The sequence below is a fragment of the Corynebacterium guangdongense genome (assembly GCF_030408915.1).
Lineage (GTDB): Bacteria > Actinomycetota > Actinomycetes > Mycobacteriales > Mycobacteriaceae > Corynebacterium > Corynebacterium guangdongense.
This window is the reverse complement of sequence record NZ_CP047654.1, coordinates 1,284,516-1,302,742: the sequence shown is the minus strand read 5'-3', so window position 1 is coordinate 1,302,742 and position 18,227 is coordinate 1,284,516. Positions and strand designations below refer to the sequence as shown.

Annotated in this window: 19 protein-coding genes and 1 tRNA gene; 10 read left to right on the top strand and 10 right to left on the bottom strand. The window is 68.1% G+C overall.

The window, feature by feature from the left end; translation table 11 throughout:
* Positions 1–90 precede the first annotated feature (90 nt).
* Positions 91–1,578 carry a glutamate-cysteine ligase family protein gene (locus tag CGUA_RS06175; RefSeq protein ID WP_290198200.1) on the top strand — a complete coding sequence of 496 codons (1,488 nt, stop codon included), beginning with the start codon at positions 91–93 and terminating at the stop codon, positions 1,576–1,578.
* A 10-nt stretch (positions 1,579–1,588) separates the two neighbouring features.
* Here the strand turns inward: CGUA_RS06175 and CGUA_RS06170 are convergent, their stop codons facing one another.
* The 4 genes from CGUA_RS06170 to rpsA form a co-directional block, all read right to left on the bottom strand.
* Entirely contained in the window at positions 1,589–1,951 is a 363-nt protein-coding gene (locus CGUA_RS06170; RefSeq protein WP_290198199.1) for a DUF4259 domain-containing protein, read from the bottom strand.
* A gap of 84 nt (positions 1,952–2,035) precedes the next feature.
* Positions 2,036–2,632: a dephospho-CoA kinase gene (gene coaE, locus CGUA_RS06165; RefSeq protein WP_290198198.1), complete on the bottom strand. Its 597-nt coding sequence runs from the start codon at positions 2,630–2,632 to the stop codon at positions 2,036–2,038.
* Between the two features lie 10 nt (positions 2,633–2,642).
* Positions 2,643–3,803 carry a hypothetical protein gene (locus CGUA_RS06160; protein ID WP_290198197.1) on the bottom strand — a complete coding sequence of 387 codons (1,161 nt, stop codon included), beginning with the start codon at positions 3,801–3,803 and terminating at the stop codon, positions 2,643–2,645.
* A 175-nt stretch (positions 3,804–3,978) separates the two neighbouring features.
* Positions 3,979–5,448 carry a 30S ribosomal protein S1 gene (rpsA, locus tag CGUA_RS06155; protein ID WP_290198196.1) on the bottom strand — a complete coding sequence of 490 codons (1,470 nt, stop codon included), beginning with the start codon at positions 5,446–5,448 and terminating at the stop codon, positions 3,979–3,981.
* Between the two features lie 286 nt (positions 5,449–5,734).
* Here rpsA and CGUA_RS06150 point away from each other — a divergent pair, with 286 nt between their 5' ends.
* On the top strand, positions 5,735–6,472 hold the full coding sequence (locus tag CGUA_RS06150) for a class I SAM-dependent DNA methyltransferase (RefSeq protein ID WP_290198195.1): 738 nt from the start codon (positions 5,735–5,737) through the stop codon (positions 6,470–6,472).
* Between the two features lie 265 nt (positions 6,473–6,737).
* On the opposite strand, the gene polA is transcribed toward CGUA_RS06150, so the two are convergent.
* Entirely contained in the window at positions 6,738–9,362 is a 2,625-nt protein-coding gene (gene polA / locus CGUA_RS06145; RefSeq protein WP_374725067.1) for a DNA polymerase I, read from the bottom strand.
* 165 nt (positions 9,363–9,527) lie between these two features.
* On the opposite strand from polA, the gene CGUA_RS06140 reads away from it, so the two are divergent.
* Positions 9,528–9,601 (top strand) — tRNA-Leu (locus CGUA_RS06140).
* Positions 9,602–9,818: 217 nt separating this feature from the next.
* Positions 9,819–10,163 (top strand): cupin domain-containing protein, encoded by a 345-nt coding sequence (locus CGUA_RS06135; protein ID WP_290198193.1) that lies wholly within the window; start codon positions 9,819–9,821, stop codon positions 10,161–10,163.
* Between the two features lie 448 nt (positions 10,164–10,611).
* Here the strand turns inward: CGUA_RS06135 and CGUA_RS06130 are convergent, their stop codons facing one another.
* A complete protein-coding gene (locus CGUA_RS06130) occupies positions 10,612–11,520 on the bottom strand; it encodes a GDSL-type esterase/lipase family protein (protein WP_290198192.1) in 909 nt (302 codons plus the stop codon).
* Between the two features lie 180 nt (positions 11,521–11,700).
* Between CGUA_RS06130 and CGUA_RS06125 the strand changes: the two genes are divergently transcribed.
* From CGUA_RS06125 to CGUA_RS06100, 6 genes are all read left to right on the top strand, one after another.
* Positions 11,701–12,087 (top strand): hypothetical protein, encoded by a 387-nt coding sequence (locus tag CGUA_RS06125; RefSeq protein ID WP_290198191.1) that lies wholly within the window; start codon positions 11,701–11,703, stop codon positions 12,085–12,087.
* A gap of 38 nt (positions 12,088–12,125) precedes the next feature.
* Entirely contained in the window at positions 12,126–12,410 is a 285-nt protein-coding gene (locus tag CGUA_RS06120) for a hypothetical protein (protein WP_290198190.1), read from the top strand.
* A gap of 57 nt (positions 12,411–12,467) precedes the next feature.
* Positions 12,468–13,379 (top strand): ABC transporter substrate-binding protein, encoded by a 912-nt coding sequence (locus CGUA_RS06115; RefSeq protein WP_290198189.1) that lies wholly within the window; start codon positions 12,468–12,470, stop codon positions 13,377–13,379.
* The gene (locus tag CGUA_RS06110; protein WP_290198188.1) at positions 13,376–14,326 is read left to right on the top strand and encodes an amino acid ABC transporter permease; all 951 of its coding nucleotides are present in this window, start codon (positions 13,376–13,378) and stop codon (positions 14,324–14,326) included. Before CGUA_RS06115 ends, CGUA_RS06110 begins: the two co-directional genes overlap by 4 nt.
* Entirely contained in the window at positions 14,319–15,083 is a 765-nt protein-coding gene (locus tag CGUA_RS06105; RefSeq protein ID WP_290198187.1) for an amino acid ABC transporter ATP-binding protein, read from the top strand. The genes CGUA_RS06110 and CGUA_RS06105 overlap by 8 nt, the downstream gene beginning before the upstream one ends.
* Before the next feature lie 80 nt (positions 15,084–15,163).
* On the top strand, positions 15,164–16,231 hold the full coding sequence (locus tag CGUA_RS06100) for an HNH endonuclease signature motif containing protein (RefSeq protein WP_290198186.1): 1,068 nt from the start codon (positions 15,164–15,166) through the stop codon (positions 16,229–16,231).
* Here CGUA_RS06100 and CGUA_RS06095 read toward each other — a convergent pair.
* From CGUA_RS06095 to CGUA_RS06080, 4 genes are read right to left on the bottom strand one after another with little or no spacing between them, the layout of a single operon-like run.
* Positions 16,228–16,965: a sulfite exporter TauE/SafE family protein gene (locus tag CGUA_RS06095; RefSeq protein ID WP_290198185.1), complete on the bottom strand. Its 738-nt coding sequence runs from the start codon at positions 16,963–16,965 to the stop codon at positions 16,228–16,230. The two genes, CGUA_RS06100 and CGUA_RS06095, sit on opposite strands and share 4 nt — an antisense overlap.
* On the bottom strand, positions 16,962–17,441 hold the full coding sequence (gene coaD / locus CGUA_RS06090) for a pantetheine-phosphate adenylyltransferase (protein WP_290198184.1): 480 nt from the start codon (positions 17,439–17,441) through the stop codon (positions 16,962–16,964). Before coaD ends, CGUA_RS06095 begins: the two co-directional genes overlap by 4 nt.
* The gene (gene rsmD / locus CGUA_RS06085) at positions 17,438–18,010 is read right to left on the bottom strand and encodes a 16S rRNA (guanine(966)-N(2))-methyltransferase RsmD (protein ID WP_290198183.1); all 573 of its coding nucleotides are present in this window, start codon (positions 18,008–18,010) and stop codon (positions 17,438–17,440) included. The genes coaD and rsmD overlap by 4 nt, the downstream gene beginning before the upstream one ends.
* Complete coding sequence (locus CGUA_RS06080) at positions 18,007–18,216, bottom strand: acyl-CoA carboxylase biotin carboxyl carrier protein subunit (RefSeq protein WP_290198182.1); 210 nt, start codon at positions 18,214–18,216, stop codon at positions 18,007–18,009. Before CGUA_RS06080 ends, rsmD begins: the two co-directional genes overlap by 4 nt.
* Positions 18,217–18,227: the final 11 nt, after the last annotated feature.

The window sequence follows — 18,227 nt, the reverse complement described above, 5'->3', positions numbered from 1 at the left end:
TTTCGGGGGGAACCTAGTTGCCGCACCACGCAGGGGCTGGTCCACCGGCACGCACCCTCCCCCGCCGCCCCACCGCACTACCCTGGAGTCATGGGAGACGCAGTTTCAACCGACACCTTCACCCCGAACGAACGCAGCACCTACCGGGAACGGCTCTACGAGGATCTGGAGCGCTTCGACCGCCACCTGAGAACGCAGCCGTTCCAGGAGGGAAGCAGCATCGGACTCGAACTGGAACTGAACCTCGTCGACGAGCAGATGGCGCCCGCCCTGCAGAACGCGGACGTGCTGGCGCGCCTGGGCGACGAGTTCCAGACCGAAATCGGCGCCTTCAACATCGAGATCAATCATCCACCCCTCCAGGTCTCGGGTGACGGGCTGCTGACGCTGGAGCAGGGAATCACCGCCCGCCTGGCGGAGGCCGACGGCGCCGCGCGGGCCGCCGGATGCCGGATAGCGATGATCGGGACCCTGCCGACGATGACGGAGCAGGTGCTCGAGGATCCCTCGTGGATGACCCCGGAGAACCGCTACAAGGCGCTGTCCAGGGCCGTCATCGCCAGCCGCGGTGAACTCATCCGGATCGAGCTCTCGGGCCGCGAGAGCCTGCACCACCAGTTCGCGGACATCGCCCCGGAGGCGACGTGCACCTCGGTCCAGCTGCATCTGCAGGTGCCGCCGACCTCCTTCGCCGACAGCTGGAACGCCTCGCAGGCCATCGCGGCGGCCCAGGTGGCCATGGGGGCCAATTCGCCGTTGTTCCTCGGCCGCAAGCTGTGGCACGAGTCGCGTATCCCGGTCTTCCGCCAATCCATCGACACCCGCACCCCGGACCTCGTCGCCCAGGGCGTGCGTCCGCGTGTGTGGTTCGGCGAGCGCTGGATCACCAGCGTTTTCGACCTCTTCGAGGAGAACGTCCGCTACTTCTCCCCCCTGCTGCCGGAGTCCCAGGAGGCCGCCGGCACCGCGGAAATGCACGGGGAGAACCCCTCGCTGCACTACCTCAACCTGCACAACGGCACGGTGTGGCGCTGGACCCGGCCGATCTACGATCCGGGCACCGTCCACGCCCATCTGCGCGTCGAGTCACGGCTGCTGCCCGCCGGGCCGACGCCGGTCGACATCGTCGCCGACGCCGCCTTCTACTACGGGATGGTCAAGTACCTCACCGAGGAGACCCGCCCGGTGTGGTCGCGCCTCCAGTTCCACGAGGCCCACGAGAACTTCGTCGAGGCGGCCCGCAACGGCATCCACGCCCGCATCACCTGGCCGACGATCGGCCGTATCGGGGTGGCGGAGCTCGTCCACCGCCATCTCGCGCCTCAGGCCCGGGAGGGGCTGGCGATGCTGAGCGTCGACGACGAACTCATCGAGACCTACATGGGCATCATCGAGGCACGCGCCCGCACCGGCATCAACGGCGCGACCTGGCAGCTGCGCACGCTCAGCAGGATTGAGGGCGGGCGCTCCCGGACGGAGAACCCGACGGCCCTGCGCCGCCACGCCCTCAAGGAGCTGATGCAGCGCTACCTGGCCAACCAGGCCACCGGAGAACCCGTCCACACCTGGCGCGACTGACCCCGGCGCCTCAGGGTTTGACTGATTCGACCTGGTAGATCCACTGGTCGAGTTCACCGGTGTGCTCCCACAGCGCGTAGATGGCCGAGGCTTCCCGGTCGAGGATGTGGTTGAACTGACTGCGCAGCCAGGATCGGGCGCCGGGGGCGGACAGTTCCGAGACGTGCTCCCGGTTCAGTCCCGCCGGCAGCTCCGCGGCCGGCATCTTCGACAGCGCGGACAGCGCCACCACCACGGCGGCGTCGTCGGCGTCGATCCGGTTGCCGGACATTCCGAAGCGGAGCTGGTCGAGGGAAAAGCGACCGGCGCGCAGATCTGTCAGCAGATCGCGCGCGGCGTCATTGTCGAAAGGCCCGACATCCCACGTACCCATGACCGGTCATGTTAAATCACCAAGGTAAAATTTGGAGGCCTTTCAGGTTAACTCTTGTCCTCTAAAGCTCTGCGAATGGTACTCTCAGAGTCCCTGAATACGCGCCACGAGGTCCTGAACCTGGGCGTCCAGAGCACTCACCGCGCCGTTGTTGTCGATGATGACGTCCGCCGCCGCCCGCCGGGTCTCATCGTCGCTCTGCTGGGCGATGCGCCGCCGCACGTCCGCGGCAGCCAGCCCGCGGTGCTCCACCAGGCGGCGGACCCGCTCCTCCACCTCGACGTCGACGACGACCACCAGGTCGCATTCCCGGTCCGCCCCCTGCTCCACCAGCAGCGGCATGTCGTAGATGACCGCCTCCGCACCGGCGGCCTCCGCCTCGGCGAAGCGACGCCGCCGCAGCTCCTGGATGCGGGGATGGGTGATCGAATTGAGCAGCTCGGTGTGCTGCTTGTCGACGAACGCCCGCGACGCCAGCACCCCGCGCCGCAGCGCGCCCGTGTCGTCGAGCACGTCGTCGCCGAAGGCCGCCGCCAGTTCCGCCAGGGCGGGCTGGCCAGGCTCGACGACGTCGCGCGCGAGCCGGTCCGCGTCGACGACCGGGTACCCGGCGTCGGCGAGCATGCCCGCCACCGTGGATTTTCCGCTGCCGATGCCGCCCGTGAGCCCGATGATCTTCATGGGCGCCAGCTTAGTTGGCTGCGGGCGCTCCGTTGGGCGCAGGCTCCCACGGCCGAAGATCCTCCGGCCAGCGGGAGGTGTCGATCGGCGGGGCAGGCGACTTGGCGGGCATGGCGACGCCCTCGCCGATGACGTAGGCCCAGCGCGAGTCGTAGATCTTGGCGACGTTACCGCGGGTGTCGACGAACACGTCGTCGATGCGCGTGACGGAGTCCTCCGGCAGGGGCTGCGCCTCACTGTCCGCGGCGATGAACGGGTCCGAGAGAGTGCTCACCGCCCAGAGCGACTGGAAGTTGAGGATTGCCACGTTGGCCCTGGTGCGGGTCTCGGCCGGGACGTTCTCGGTGACCGTCGGCCAGGGGCTGTCCGTCGGCGAGTAGCACACCAGCTGCAGGTCATTGAAGAGCGCGAAGTCGCAGATGATGCGCGTCTCCCCCACCTCCATGGAGTAGCGCGCCCCGCGCGGCCGCTCATGGTCCCAGGGGCGGGTGTAGGCGTTGCCGTGGGGGCGGGGCGTGGCCGGCGGCGGCGGACCCGCGCGCCCGAGGTCCAGGTGCGGGGCGTCCGGCGGTTCCCCCGTGACGAGCAGGCGCTCCGCCGCGAGCCGGTAGGTGGCCTCTCCCCCGTCCTGGCGAGACACCGCGACGCTGCCGTCGGCGCGCTTCTCCACCGCCGCGACCGGCGGGAGCAGCGCCGGGGCGGGTTCGGTGACGAGCTCGGCTCCGGCGAAGAATACCGTGGTGTCGCGCGCCGGGACCCCGGCCGGGTCGGAGAGCACCACCCAGCTGAGCTCCTCGCACGGGCTGAACTGGTTGTCGGCAACCTCGAAGGCGAAGACCTCACCCGGACGGTCCGTGGGGATGACGCCAGACGCGAGCCAGGCGCCCAGGGCGGTGGAGGCGAGATCCATCGCCGGTTCCGGGCAGGCCACGCCCTCAGTCTCGGTGACGGTCGGACTCGGGGGCTGGGATGCCGCGTTCGAGGTGTCGGGCGCCGGCGCCGGGACGGGACGGTCGCTGACCGGGGTCACGGACCGCACCGCCGTTCCGCGCGTCGGTGTCGGCGCGGGAAGGGAGGGTTCTGAGGAGACGGCCGTGGGAACGGGGACGGGCTCCTCGCACGCGGAAATCAGGAACGTGAAGGCCACCGCCAGCCCCAACCACCTTCTCATCCTCGTCTCCTCCGGTCTCGTGGGTGCGCCCGCGTTCCCTCCACTATCGTCCATCGACTGCCCCGACGGGAGGGCAAGGCGCGACTGTGACCGAATCGTTGACTGCTCCGCATCGGGAAACGAGGGAAGCGCCCCCCGAATCTCTTCGGAGGGCGCTTCGGTCAGCTAAACCGGACTAGTTGCCGGTCAGCTTCTCGCGCAGAGCAGCGAGCTGCTCGTCGGATGCCAGGGTGCCACCCTGCTCCTCGACCGGCTGCTGAGCGGCCGGTGCCGGAGCAGCACCCTCGTCAGCGGAGTCGGAGGAGTAGTTGGCCGGCTGAGCGTCGAGCTCGGCGGCCTTCTCGGCGTGACGGGCGATCTGAGCGGCGTGAGCCTGGTAGCGGCGCTCGGCCTCGGCGTAGCGAGCCTCCCAGTTGGCGCGCTGCTCCTCGAAGCCTTCCATCCACTCGTTGGTCTCCGCGTCGAAGCCCTCCGGGAAGATGTAGTTGCCCTGCTCGTCGTAGGAGTCGGCCATGCCGTAACGGGACGGATCGAACTCCTCGGTGTAGTCCTCGTCAGCCTGCTTGAGGGACAGGGAGATACGACGACGGTCCAGGTCGATGTCGATGACCTTGACCATGACCTCTTCGTTGACGTTGACGATCTGGTCCGGGACCTCGACGTGGCGCTGGGCCAGCTCGGAGATGTGAACCAGGCCCTCGATGCCCTCCTCGACGCGGACGAAGGCGCCGAACGGGACGAGCTTGGTGACCTTGCCCGGGACGATCTGGCCCACGGCGTGGGTGCGGGCGAAGACGCGCCACGGATCTTCCTGGGTGGCCTTCAGGGACAGGGAGACGCGCTCACGGTCCATGTCGACGTCGAGGACCTCGACGGTGACCTCGTCACCGACGGTGACGACCTCGGACGGGTGGTCGATGTGCTTCCAGGACAGCTCGGAGACGTGAACCAGGCCGTCGACGCCGCCGAGATCGACGAAGGCGCCGAAGTTGACGATGGAGGACACGACGCCCTTGCGGACCTGGCCCTTCTGCAGCTGGTGCAGGAACTCGGAGCGGACCTCGGACTGGGTCTGCTCGAGCCATGCACGGCGGGACAGCACGACGTTGTTGCGGTGCTTGTCCAGCTCGATGATCTTGGCCTCGAGCTCCTGGCCGATGTACGGATCCAGGTCGCGGACGCGACGCATCTCGACGAGGGAGGCCGGCAGGAAGCCGCGCAGACCGATGTCGATGATCAGGCCGCCCTTGACGACCTCGATGACGGTACCGGTGACCGGCTCGTCCTTCTCCTTGAGCTCCTCGATGTTGCCCCAGGCGCGCTCGTACTGAGCACGCTTCTTGGACAGGATGAGTCGACCTTCCTTGTCCTCCATGGTGAGGATCAGGGCGTCGACCTCGTCGCCGACCTCGACGACCTCATCGGGGTCGATGTCGTGCTTGATGGACAGCTCGCGGGAGGGGATGACACCCTCGGTCTTGTACCGGATGTCGAGGAGGACCTCATCGTGGTCGACCTTGACGACGGTGCCGGTGACGATGTCGCCATCCTTGTAGTAAGGGATGGAGGAATCGACGGCCGCGAGGAAGTCCTCCGGGGTGCCAATGTCGTTGATGGCAACCTGCGGGGTGTTGGAAGTGGGCATATGAAGTATTTGCTCCGGACTGGGATAGGAGATCGAAAATGGACAGATGCGTTTCTCTCGGTGAGACGAGGGGTTCGCCGGCCGATCTCTCCGTAAACGTCGCTCCAGCCCTCCTATTATGGCCGGATACGCGCACGGGTGACGACACGCCTACTCCACACTAACCGGTATTCCCCGATGAATCAAACCTTGAAACCGCAGCTTGTCGCCCCCAACGGAAGTTGGAGTCGGGTTCACCCCAATCCCCCAGCCCGCCCCGCCCGTCACGCCGGTTAGGCTCTCGGGCATGACCAACGACGCCGCCCGCGCCCAACGCCAGTGGTGGGACTCCGACGCCGAGCGTTACCACGCCGAGCACGGCCCCTACCTCTCCTCTTTCTACTGGAGCCCGGAAATGATCCACGAGGCCGACGCCCGCCTCCTGGGCGACGTCTCCGACAAGTCCGTGCTCGAGCTCGGCTGCGGCTCCGCCCCCTGTTCGAGCTGGCTCGCCGCCGGCCGGGCCGGGTTCGTCACCGGCTTCGACATCTCCGCCGAGATGCTGGCCCGCGCCGAGGGAGCGCTCCACCTGGTCCAGGCCGACGTGCAGGCGCTGCCCTACCGTGACGGCGCCTTCGACGTCGTCTTCTCCGCGTTCGGCGGCCTGCCCTTCGTCCCCGACGCCGAGGCGGTCTTCCGTGACGTCGCCCGCGTGCTTGCCGACGCCGGCCGCCTCGTCTTCTCCGTCAACCACCCGATGCGATGGATCTTCCCGGACGATCCGGGCGCCGCCGGCCTGGGGGCGGCAATCCCCTACTTCGAGAATCACTACGCCGAGTACGACGAGGACGGCACGCTGACCTATATCGAGTATCACCGGACGGTCGGCGACTGGATCCGCGCCCTGGTGGGCGCCGGTTTCCGGGTCCTCGACGTCATTGAGCCCGAATGGCCCGCGGAGCTCACCGAGCCCTGGGGCCAGTGGTCGCCACTGCGGGGGCGGATCTTTCCGGGAACGGCGATCTTCGTGGCTCAACTGGGCTAGGGGACGACCCGCCCGCCCATGGCCTCGACGTCGCCGATGCCCCCGAGGTCGATGACGTGGGCGTAGCCGGCGTCGACGAGCAGCCGTGCGCCCCGGGCGGAACGGGTGCCGCTTTCGTCGGCGGCGACCTCCGCGGAGACCTAGCCGAACGGGGGCACGTCATCGGTGTCGGCGGGCGCGCGGGCGCCCTGGACCACGGGCGAGCGAGACGGCGGTGGCGGCACGGATCTTATCCGTGCCGCCACCGTACCCCCGGGGCATAAAACTAGTGGGCCGCCTCGTCCCAGTTGTCCCCGTGCCCGGCCGAAACCTCGAGCGGGACACGCAGCGTGATGGCCCCGTCCATCTCGTGCTCGAGAATACGCTGGACCCGCTCCAGCTCGCCCGGGGCGATCTCGACGACGAGTTCATCGTGCACCTGGAGCAGAACACGGGAGCGGAGGTCGGCCTCGGCGAGCGCGCGCTCGACCCGGATCATCGCCACCTTGATGATGTCGGCGGCCGTGCCCTGAATCGGCGCGTTGAGCGCGGCGCGCTCGGCGTTGTCGCGGGCGATGCGATTGTCGGAGTTCAGCTCCGGCAGGTACCGGCGGCGTCCGAAGACGGTCGCGGTGTAGCCGTCCTTGCGGGCCTGGTCGACGACGTCGTGCAGGTAGGCCTTCACCCCGCCGAAGCGCTCGAAGTAGGACTCCATGATGGCCTTGGCCTCGCCGGCGGGGATGGACAGCTGCTGGGACAGGCCGAAGGCGCTGAGCCCGTACGCCAGTCCGTAGCTCATGGCCTTGACGCGCCGACGCATGTCCGGATCGACCTGGTCGATCGGCACGTCGAAGACCTTTGAGCCGACATAGTTGTGCAGGTCCTCGCCGTGCTGATAAGCGTCGATGAGCCCGGGGTCCTGGGAGAGGTGGGCCATGACGCGCATCTCGATCTGGGAGTAGTCGGCGGTGAGCAGGGTCTCGTAACCCTCGCCGACCACGAAGGCGGAACGGATCTTCCGGCCGGCCTCGGTGCGCACCGGGATGTTCTGCAGGTTCGGCTCCGTCGAGGACAGCCGCCCCGTCGAGGCGACCGTCTGCTTGAAGGTCGAGTGGATGCGGCCGTCGTCCTGGACCGTCTTGATCAGTCCCTCAAGCGTGGTCTTCATCTTCTGGTACTCGCGGTGCTGCATGAGCAGATCGAGGAAGGGGTGCTCGACCTTGGCGGCGAGCTGCTCGATTTCCTTGGCCGCGGTCGAATAACCGGTCTTGGTCTTCTTGGTCTTGGGCAGGTTCAGCTTGTCCTCGCTGAACATGATCTCGGAGAGCTGCTTGGGACTGGACAGGTTGAGGTCCGGCTCACCGGCCACCTCACGGGCCTGCCGCTCGACCTCCGCGGTCTGCGCCGTGAACGTGCTGAGCTGCTCCTCCAGGACGTCCAGATCGACGGCGATGCCGACGCGTTCCATGCGGGCCAGAATGGAGACCAGCGGCAATTCGAGGTCGAGGTAGAGCTCGAACTCCGCGATGTCCTGAAGCTGCCTGGTCAGTTCCTCGGCCAGTTCCAGGACGGCGACGGCGGAATCGACCAGCGTGGTGTCGGTGCCGTCGTCGAGCAGCGAGAGTTGGTCGCTGGGTTCGGCGAGGGTGCGCTGGAGGTGACGCTGGTAGACGTCGCGCAGCTCGTAGGTGCGCTGGCCCGGGCGCAGCAGGTACGCCGCGACGGCGGTGTCGTGGGCGATGCCGTTGAGCTCGAGGCCCCGACCGGCGAACATGTGGAAGGCGGCCTTGGCGTCGTGCAGGTACTTCGGGGCGTCGGCATCGGCGAGCCAGGCCGCCAGCACCTGCTCGTCCTCGGGGCTGAGCTCTGCCATCTCATAGGCGACGGCGTGGCGGTCCTTGTCGGCGAGTGCGAGGGTGGTGACGTCGCCGCCGTAGGGGTGCGCGGCGCCGGTGGTGAACACCGCCAGGCCCTGACCGGCCCGGGAGCCGAGCCACTGCGCCAGGGGCTCCTCGTCGATGACCACGTCGGAGAGTTCGACCGCCCCGTTGTCGATCTCGGAGCCGTCCGTCGGCACCGCGGACAGGACGCGCTCGCGCAGGTTAACGCCGAACTCGAGGTCGTCGAACTTGGCGGCGACCTCGCTGACCGAGGCGGGCCGGAAGTCCAGGTCGTCCGGTCCGACCTCGAGCTCCATGTCGGTGATCATCTGGGTCAGCCGACGGTTCATCCGCACCTGGTCGAGGCGCTCCCGGAAGTTGTCGCCGGCCTTGCCCTTGATCTCCTCGGCGTTGGCCAGCAGGGCATCCAGGCTGCCGTACTGGGTGATCCACTTGATGGCGGTCTTCTCCCCGACGCCGGGGATGTTGGGCAGGTTGTCCGAGGGGTCGCCGCGCAGGGCGGCGAAATCCGGGTACTGCGCCGGCGTCAGCCCGTACTTTTCCGCCACCGCCTCCGGGGTGTAGCGGGCCAGGTTGGACACGCCGCGGATCGGGTAGAGCACCGTGGTGACGTCGTTGACCAGCTGGAAATAGTCCCGGTCACCGGTGACGATGATCGTCTCGTAGTCGAGCTCGTTGGCGGCGGTGGCCAGCGTGCCGATGATGTCGTCGGCCTCGAAGTTGGGGACGCTCAGGGTGGTGATGCCGAGGATGTTCAGCATCTCGTCAAGGAGCTGGACCTGACCCTTGAACTCCGGCGGCGAGGCCTCGCGCTGCGCCTTGTACTCCGGGAACATCTCGGTGCGGAAGGTCTGGCGGCCGACGTCGAAGGCGACCGCCATATGATCCGGCTTCTCCTCCGCCAGCAGCGTCGCCAGCATGGACAGGAACCCGTAGACGGCGTTGGTGTGCTGGCCGCCGGTGGTCGAGAAATTCTCGGCAGGAAGCGCGTAGAAGGCACGGAACGCCATCGAGTGGCCGTCGATCAGCAGAAGTTTCTTGGTGGTGCTCACGCCGACCCAGTGTAGCGAGGACCTCACACAGCCCGGACGGCGGCGGTGTCAGCGGGGCGATTTCACCTCCCCGGATCATCGTCCGTTAGAATATGACGGTGCGTGCGCCTTGTGCGCCAGCGCGCCCCAGTAGCCCAATTGGCAGAGGCATCGCACTCAAAATGCGAGGGTTGTCGGTTCGAGTCCGACCTGGGGTACAACTCGAGGCCCCTGCCAGCAGAAATGCGGCAGGGTGCCTGCCGCCCCGGTGGTCCTCACCACCACCTCCGGGGCACACCACGCCGTCAGCGGTCCGTAGCTGCCGAGGCCTCCCCGCGCTCCGGGTCGTCCTGCCGCGCCCGCTGTGGAATCGGACGCCTCAGATTCTTTGGCGCACCCTTGTTCCCCCCGAGTGAGCGGGAGTAACGTCAGTGTATGCTCGCTGATGATCCGACGCTGACAAACCCCGATCACTACCGCACGCTGTGGGAAAATGACTTCGTTCGCGTCCTCGAATACGTCGACGAGCCGGGTGATCGGACCACACCCCACGACCATCCGAATACCGTCATGGTCACGCTGACCTCCTTCTCACGCAGGCTCTTCGCCGGCGATCGTGCATTCGACACCCAGCTCGATTCCGGACAAGCTGTGTGGATACCCGCGCAGCGTCACTCCGGGGAGAACACGGGTGACACGCCGACCCACTCGATCCTCATCGAACTCAAGGGAGCCGCAGGCGGGCACGGGGGCGAAGCGCTCGGCCCCACGCCCCAGTAGCGTTTCTTAAACTCCCCGGAGCCGGGTGCGTGGTCGAAACGACGCAGGCGGGCCAGACACCCATCCCCGAGGACCTCCGCACATCCATCGCCGGGGCCTTCGCTCCCCTGTCCCTGCAGAAGACCGCCGCACCGCCGACGGTCACTGCCTGCAATCCCGGATACTCGACGGCCGACGGGCCACGGATGGTCGACCGACCCCTCCCACACTTCAGCTTCTTCTCGCGGGGACGTCGAAACCAGTGGCAAACCCTGGCTTCAGGCGGGGGATGGCCAGCGGACCGGCCCGCGTGCAGGGCGAGAAGGCTCCCTTCCCCAGCACAGGCCCTGTTTTCGGCCGAAATGACCCCCCGGCGAGGGCCATCACTTCGAATCCGGTCTGGGACATCGAAGCACGCGGCCCGGACCAGGAGCGATCCCTGGTCCGGGCCTTTCCTCTCGCCGAGGTTTCAGAAACCGATGGCGGCCGCGTTGTTGCGCGCCAGCGCCTGATGGCCGAGGTCGGTCGGATGCAGCGACATCGGATATGCCGGGGAGGTCGTGTCGACGATGCCCGCGACGTAACGCCGGGAATCGTTGCGGCTGCACGTGCTGTGCCCGCTGGTCAGCGCCCGATTGTCGACGAATCGTACGCCCGCGGCAGCCGCGCCGGCGGCCTGCATGCCGGCCAGGGCGTTCTCGGCGGCGTGGCCCGGCACCGGGACCCCCAGCGGGACGGTCGGGATGACGTTGAAGAAGCACAGCGCCTGACCGTCCGTGATCTGCGGGTAGCCGGCGATGACCAGCTGTGCGGTGGGGGCGACCGAGCGGATCCTGGCGGCGGCGGCACGCATGTTGTCGCTGTAGCGCGCCACCATGGCGTCGTAGTTGAACACGTCTGCACCCTCGCGCATCCCGAAAGGCCCGAAGTCATTGCCGCCGATCATGAGGATAACCGCCCGGGTCGAAGCGTGGATGTCGCCGTGGCCGATGGCGGCGTCGATGCGCGAGAGCACCGACTGCGAGGTCTCGGCGGTGCAGGACCAGTCGTCGACGGGCAGCCCCGTCTGAGCGGCCAGCTGACGCGGCCAGTTCGTCGGCGCCTGCAGACACCCGAGCCGGCTCGGGTACCCGTCCGGCGCCGCCAGCGGGTTCGAGCTGCCGGAGCTGCCGGAGCTGACTGTGCCGGCGCTGCCGGTCGAACTGTTGCGGTAGTGATTGAACAGCTGGTCCGGGCTCGCGGTATAGGAGTCGCCGAAGGTGACTACGTTGCCTGCCTGCCCGGCACGGGCCGGCGCCGGCGTGGTGACGAGAGCGAGCAGCAGCAGCACCGTGGCGAGCACGGCGGTGTGGCGGCGCACGGGCGGGGTTATCGACATCTCACTCTGACTTTCTCTGCTCGGCTTCGGGTTCTGTCTACCGACCCTAACCCAGCCGACCGGTGCATTCCGGGTGTTCGGGAACGCTTCTTTAGCGGTGTTTCGCCGGCGCCTCGACTAGCCCTGCGGGGCACTACTATGGGAGCCAGTACAGGAACGCAAGACACGGGAGGTGCGTTGATGACACGGCTGGGCAACATTGCGTCGGTGGCGACGGGCGGAGTCCGCTCGTCCTTCCACAGCCGCCGGGAAGAACTGATGCGTGGCGGGGCCGACACGCTGTGGGCCTTGACGGCGGCGGATGAGCGGGTGTTTCTCACCAACATCTCCCGCGACATCGAGGTCCAGGAAGCATGGTTCACCGGCACCGACGGACGTCGGCAGGCACTCGGCCCAATCCGGCCGGGTGAGCATTCGGAGATCCGGGCCCTGCGCGGGCGTGACACCGCCCGCACCATCACCGGCACGGTCGACTGGCGGGTGCGCTCCATGCTGCTGCCGTGGGTGAGCATCCACCGCCACGAGGACGTCGCACTGACGCCCACCTCGTTTCAGACCCCCGGTTAGACTTGCTGCGTCGTTAATTCCCCGCACGAAGGAAAAACATGCGCCGCACACTCGTCGCCCTGTCCACCGCCGCCGCCGTCACCCTCGCGGGCACCGGCGCCGCCCACGCCCAGGATCTGCCGGAGCAGATGACCTACGGCTCCCAGGGCTGGGATCTGCTCTCCTCCGACAGCGCCACCGGGGAGCAGAACGTGGAGGCCGTCCGGTTGCTCTCCGCGGATTACGCCGTCGGCTCCTCCGTGTTTTTCCTCGCCGGGCTGGTCCTCCACCAGCTGGCCGACGTCCTCCCCCAGGGCGCGGAAATCCCGCTCTCCACCGCCTAGAACCGCCCCGAACCCCGCACTCCGCCCAGCGCCGGCCGCGCGGTAATATCTTTGCCCATGACCCCTAGCAGAACTGCCATCGCGGCCACCACTGTCGTGGCCGCGGCGTCGCTGTTGTCCGGGTGCGTGACCAATGTTGAGGGCGGCAACCCCGAGGGCTGGTCCCCGATTCTTCCGGAGAAGGTTCCGGAGATCGCGGCGATGGTCCCCGAGGAGGTCGGCGCCGACGGCGTGCTGAGCGTGGGGACCAATCCCCCGTTCGCGCCCTTCGAGTTCAAGGACTCCCAGGGCAACGTCATCGGCGTGGAGATGGACCTGGCCGCGGCGATCGCCAGCGTGATGGGACTGGAATTCCAGCCTGTCGAGCAGGACTTCGCCCTGATCCTCCCCTCACTTCAGGCAGGCACCGTGGACATGGGTGTGTCCGGGTTCACCGACACCCCCGAGCGCCGCGAGACCTTCGACTTCGTCAACTACCTCTACGCCGGCATTCAGTGGGCCCGCCCGACCGGTGACGCCGAGACCAGCCCGGAGGATCCGTGCGGCCTCGTCATCTCGGTGCAGCGCACCACCGTCTCCGAGACCGAGGACGTGCGTCCCAAGGCGCAGGCCTGCGAAGAGTCGGGCCAGGAGCCGATCACGGTCCTGTCCTACGACACCTCCGACAACGCCGCGCTGGCCGCCCTGATCGGGCGCGCCGACGCCTTCAGCGCCGACTCCCCCGTCACCGCGTGGGCGGTCAACCGTTCCGACGGCGACCTTGAACTCGTCGGTGAGATCTTCGACGCGGCCCCCTACGGTTTCGCCGTGAACAAGGACTCGGAGATGGGCCCGGCCACCGCCGCCGCCCTCCAGCACCTCATCGAGACCGGCGCCTACGCCGACATCCTGGCCCAGTGGTCCATCGAGGACGGACTGGTCGACACCGCACTGATCAACGAACAGCCCGTGGAAGGAATCTCGCAGTGACCACAGCCACCACCCCGCGCCCCGAGCGCCCCGCCCGCATCGAGGCCAAACCCCTGCGCCACCCGGGGCGCTGGATCTTCGCGGCCATCCTCCTCCTGCTGGCCGGTGCGTTCGTCATCAACGCCCTCGGCCAGGAGGCCTACGGCTGGGACACCTACCGCGCCTACCTCTTCGACACCCGCGTCGCCGCTGCGGCCCTGCACACCATCGCCATCACCCTGCTGGCCATGCTCATCGGCGTCGTCGGGGGCGTGATCCTGGCGGTGCTGCGGATGTCGCCGAACCCGGTGCTTCGCGGTGTGGCCTGGGCGTTCCTCTGGATCTTCCGCGGCACCCCGGTCTATGTGCAGCTGGTGTTCTGGGGCCTGCTCGGCGCAATTTATCAATCCATCAACCTTGGCGTCGCGGAGATCTCGCTCGAGGGGGTGCTCTCCAACGCCTTCATCCTGGCCGTCGTCGGCCTGGGCCTCAACGAGGCCGCCTACATGGCCGAGATCGTCCGCTCCGGCATCTCCTCGGTCCCGGAGGGCCAGCTCGAGGCGTCCAAGGCGCTGGGCATGGGCTGGGGCCTGACGATGCGCCGCACCGTGCTGCCGCAGGCGATGCGCATCATCATCCCGCCGACGGGCAACGAGCTGATCTCCATGCTCAAGACCACCTCGCTTGTCGTCGCCATCCCCTACACCGCCGAGCTCTACGGCCGTTCCATGGACATCGCCGCCGCCCTGTTCGAACCGGTGCCGATGCTGCTGGTCGCCGCGACCTGGTACCTGGCGATCACCTCGCTACTCATGGTCGGTCAGCACTACCTGGAGAAGCACTTCGAGAAGGGTGCGACGCGCGAGCTCACCGCCCGTCAGCTGGCCACGCTCGCCGACGCCGAGGGCACCATTCCCGGCAACGTCACCGTCGTCGCCGACGTTCCGAAGGAGAACCGCAATGACTAACCTCATGATCGACGCCCAGCAGGTCTGGAAGTCCTTCGGCCGCCTCGAGGTGCTCAAGGGCATCGACCTGCAGGTGCCCACCGGCGCGGTCACCTGTCTCATCGGCCCCTCCGGCTCCGGCAAATCGACGCTGCTGCGCTGCGTCAACCACCTGGAGACCATCACCGCCGGCCGCCTCTACGTCGACGGCGAGCTCATCGGCTTCCGGGAGCGCGGCGGTGTCCTGCACCAGGTCTCCGAGCGTGACGCGGCCCGCCAGCGAGCGGACATCGGCATGGTCTTCCAGCAGTTCAACCTCTTCCCGCACCGCACGGCGCTGGAGAACATCATCGAGGCCCCGATCCAGGTCAAGAAGATCCGCCCCGAGGCCGCGAAGAAGCGCGCCCTGGAGCTGCTCGACCAGGTCGGCCTGGCCCACAAGGCCGACGCCTACCCGGTCCAGCTCTCCGGCGGCCAGCAGCAGCGCGTCGCCATCGCCCGCGCCGTGGCGATGGATCCGAAGCTCATGCTCTTCGACGAGCCGACCTCGGCGCTGGATCCCGAGCTGGTCGGCGAGGTCCTGCGCGTGATGAAGCAGCTCGCCGCCGACGGCATGACCATGCTCGTGGTCACCCACGAGATGGGCTTCGCCCGCGAGGTCGCCGACGAGGTCGTCTTCATGGACGGCGGCGTCGTCGTCGAAAAGGGCGCCCCGCGTGACGTCCTCGATAACCCGCAGGAGCCGCGCACGCAGAACTTCCTGTCCTCGCTCCTCTAGACCTGTGGACAACCCGGGTTGTTAAACCCGCCGCAGGCCGACGAAAGCAGCCATGCCCCGCACGCCCTAGTGTGCGGGGCATGCGCCCTTTCGACACGCTCCGCACACTCCTCCAGCACGGCATGACCCTGCTGGAGGACGCCGTCGGCCTGTCGAAACACGACCTGGCCGCCCTCGGATTCTCCCCCGCCGAGGCGCTGCGTCTGGGCACCCTGGCCGAGCTGTTCTTCGGCCCCACGGCGTCGACCCGCACGCAGGCCGAGGCCCGGGAGGCCGCCCGCGCCAACCGCCACTCCCTCGACACCCTCGCGCTCATCCACCGCGCTTCCCGACGCGTCACCGACCCACGCCGACGCTGGGGGCTGGTCCTCGATCTCTGCCGGGCGCCCGGCAGCTACGCCAAGGTGGACGCGCTCGCCGCCCGGCTCGTCGACAAGCTCAACGCCGACGACCCGGCCCCCTGCCCGCGCACCCGACTCTCGGTGACCGCCGACCACGCCGCCCGCGAGCAGACGCTGCACCTGACCGGGCCCGCCCACCAGATCACGGGCGTCGTGTCGAACCTGCGCGGCACGGCCGAGCAGAAGGCGGAGCAGTTCTTCACGAAGATGCGCACCGGCTTCGCCGAGCCGACGGTCGTCACCTACGCGACCGTTCCCATCGACGACCTCACGACCATCCTCAACGGCGACGGCCCCGAGATCGAGCTGGTGCTGACCAACGGGGCCGTCGTCACCGGCGCGGAATACCTCAACCTCAAACACGCTGACTTCCTCGGCCTCACCCTCGCCGTGCCCGAGGAGGGCCTGGTCAACACCTACCGCACCGAGCGACTGGCCAACGACAAGCAGCGGCTGATGGCCAAGCTGGAGAACCCCGTCTGTCCCTGGCCGGGATGCAACAAACCCGCCGACGAGTGCGAGATTCACCACCTGCTGGAATGGCTGCACGGCGGGGACACCAACGCCGTGGGTCTGAGCACGGCCTGCGGCTACCACAACGGCGTCAACGGACACCGGGGACGCGGCCGCCTCTTCCGGCGCGGCGGAGAAATTTGGTGGGACCCGCCCGGCACCGGGCCGCCCCGGCGCAACGAGCACCCGGCGGCGCGGTTGGGGGCGATCCGCGCCCTCAAGCGCAGAGGCTAAAGGGCGGAGACGCCACGGATGATCGCGGTGACGCCACCGAGGGTGGCCAATGACAGCGCGATCCGGCGCGCGGTGGCCTTGGAGAAGCGATCCTCCAGCTTCACACCGAGGAACACGCCGAGGAAGAGCGCGACGATCGCGACTGGCCACAGCCACGGATCGGTGTTGGAGAGATCCCCCGCGCCGGCCAGCACCTTCGCCAGGAAGGACAGCGCGCCCGCCACCATGAAGATCGGCTGCAGCGTCGCGGCGTAGGTGCGCTGATCCCAGCGCGAGGCCTGCGCGTAGACCGTGATCGCCGGCCCGGCGATGCCGCCGAGGGTGTTCATGAAGCCGCCGATGACGCCGGAGACCGCCGCCGGGACCTTACCCTCGACCTTCGGGATGTAGGGCTTGGCGAAGGTGGTGACCGCCAGCGCCAGCAGCAGGAGCACGCCGAGAAGAATCTGCAGCAGCGCCGAGTTCGTGTTGGCGACCAGCAGCGCGCCCGGCACGATGCCGAAGATCAGGGCGCCGCCGATGAGGGCGAACTTCTTCCAGTCCACGCGGTCCCGGACGGTCCAGGTCGTCACGACCGCGTTGATGAACGCGATGACGTTGATGACGAGGATGCCCTCGACGGGGCCGAGCAGGATCGCCAGCACGGGGCCGGCGATCAGGCCGACGCCCATGCCGGAAATGCGTTGCATCAACGCGCCGACGGCGACGACCAGGAAGACAATCAGGAGCATCATTCTCGGAGTTTCGCTTTCATAGCCTCATGCACAACCTCAGGCACCAGCCCCGAGACGTCACCGCCGTAGCGCACGACTTCCTTGCACAGCGACGAGGAGACGTATCCGAATCTCTCGTCGGTCATGAGGAAGAACGTCTCCACTCCGGTCAGGCGCCGGTTCATCTGTGCCATGGGAAGTTCGTAATCATAGTCCAGCGAAGATCGTAGACCCTTCACCAAAGCGGTCACCCCATGGGCCGTGGTGTAGTCGACGAGCAGGCCCGCCCAGAAGTCGACCGTGACGTTGGGAAGGTGCCCGGTGACCTCACGGATGAGCGCCATGCGCTCCTCGATGGAGAAGAGCCCCGAGTGCTTGTGCGGGTTACCGGTCACGAGCACCGTCACCTCCTCGAACTGGGCGGAGGCGCGGGTGAAGATGTCGAGGTGGCCGAAGGTGACGGGGTCGAAGGATCCTGGGCAGACGGCTGTGGTCATCGGTGCTCCTGGGCGTATGTGGCCATGTCCATGCGGGCGATGCCGTAGAGGCGCTTCTTCAGTTTCTGTCCCGTGGGGGTGTACCCGGCGGGCCAGGCGGTATCGGGGGATTCGCGGTGGCGTTCGACGACGACGACCGCGCCGTCGGCCAGCGCGGGCCGGAGCGCCTCGAGCATCTCGACGACGGCCTCGTCGGCGAGGTCGTAGGGCGGGTCGGCGAGCACCATGTCGAAGGCCTCGCGCGGGGCTGTGGCCAGGTAGGTCGACGCCTTCATCTGGTGCACCCGCACCCGGGGATGCTTGACGACGCCCACGTTGTGCCCGATCACCGCGATCGCCGCGGCGTCGTCCTCGACGAGATGGACCTCTGCGGCGCCGCGGCTGGCGGCCTCCAGGCCCAGCGCGCCGGAGCCGGCGAAGAGGTCGAGGACGCGGGCGTCGCCGAAGCCGAAGCGGGCGTCCAGGGAGGAGAACAGTCCCTCGCGGGCGCGGTCGCTGGTCGGGCGGGTGCCGGCGGGCGGCACCTTGAGGGTCCGGCCGCGGGCCTCGCCAGCGATGATGCGCGTCATTTGGCCACCACCGCCAGCACATCGCCGCCGACGACGTCGGCGAAATCCTCGTACCCGAGGGCCGTGACGACCCCCGGCCCGGGTGCCGGGACGGGAACCTCGAGTTTGACGGCTTCGACGGTGGCGACCGGCTCGCCTGTGGCGACGGTGTCTCCGACGGCCACGTGGTAGTGGACTATCCCGGCGAAGGGGGCGCAGATTTCCATGGCACTCACCC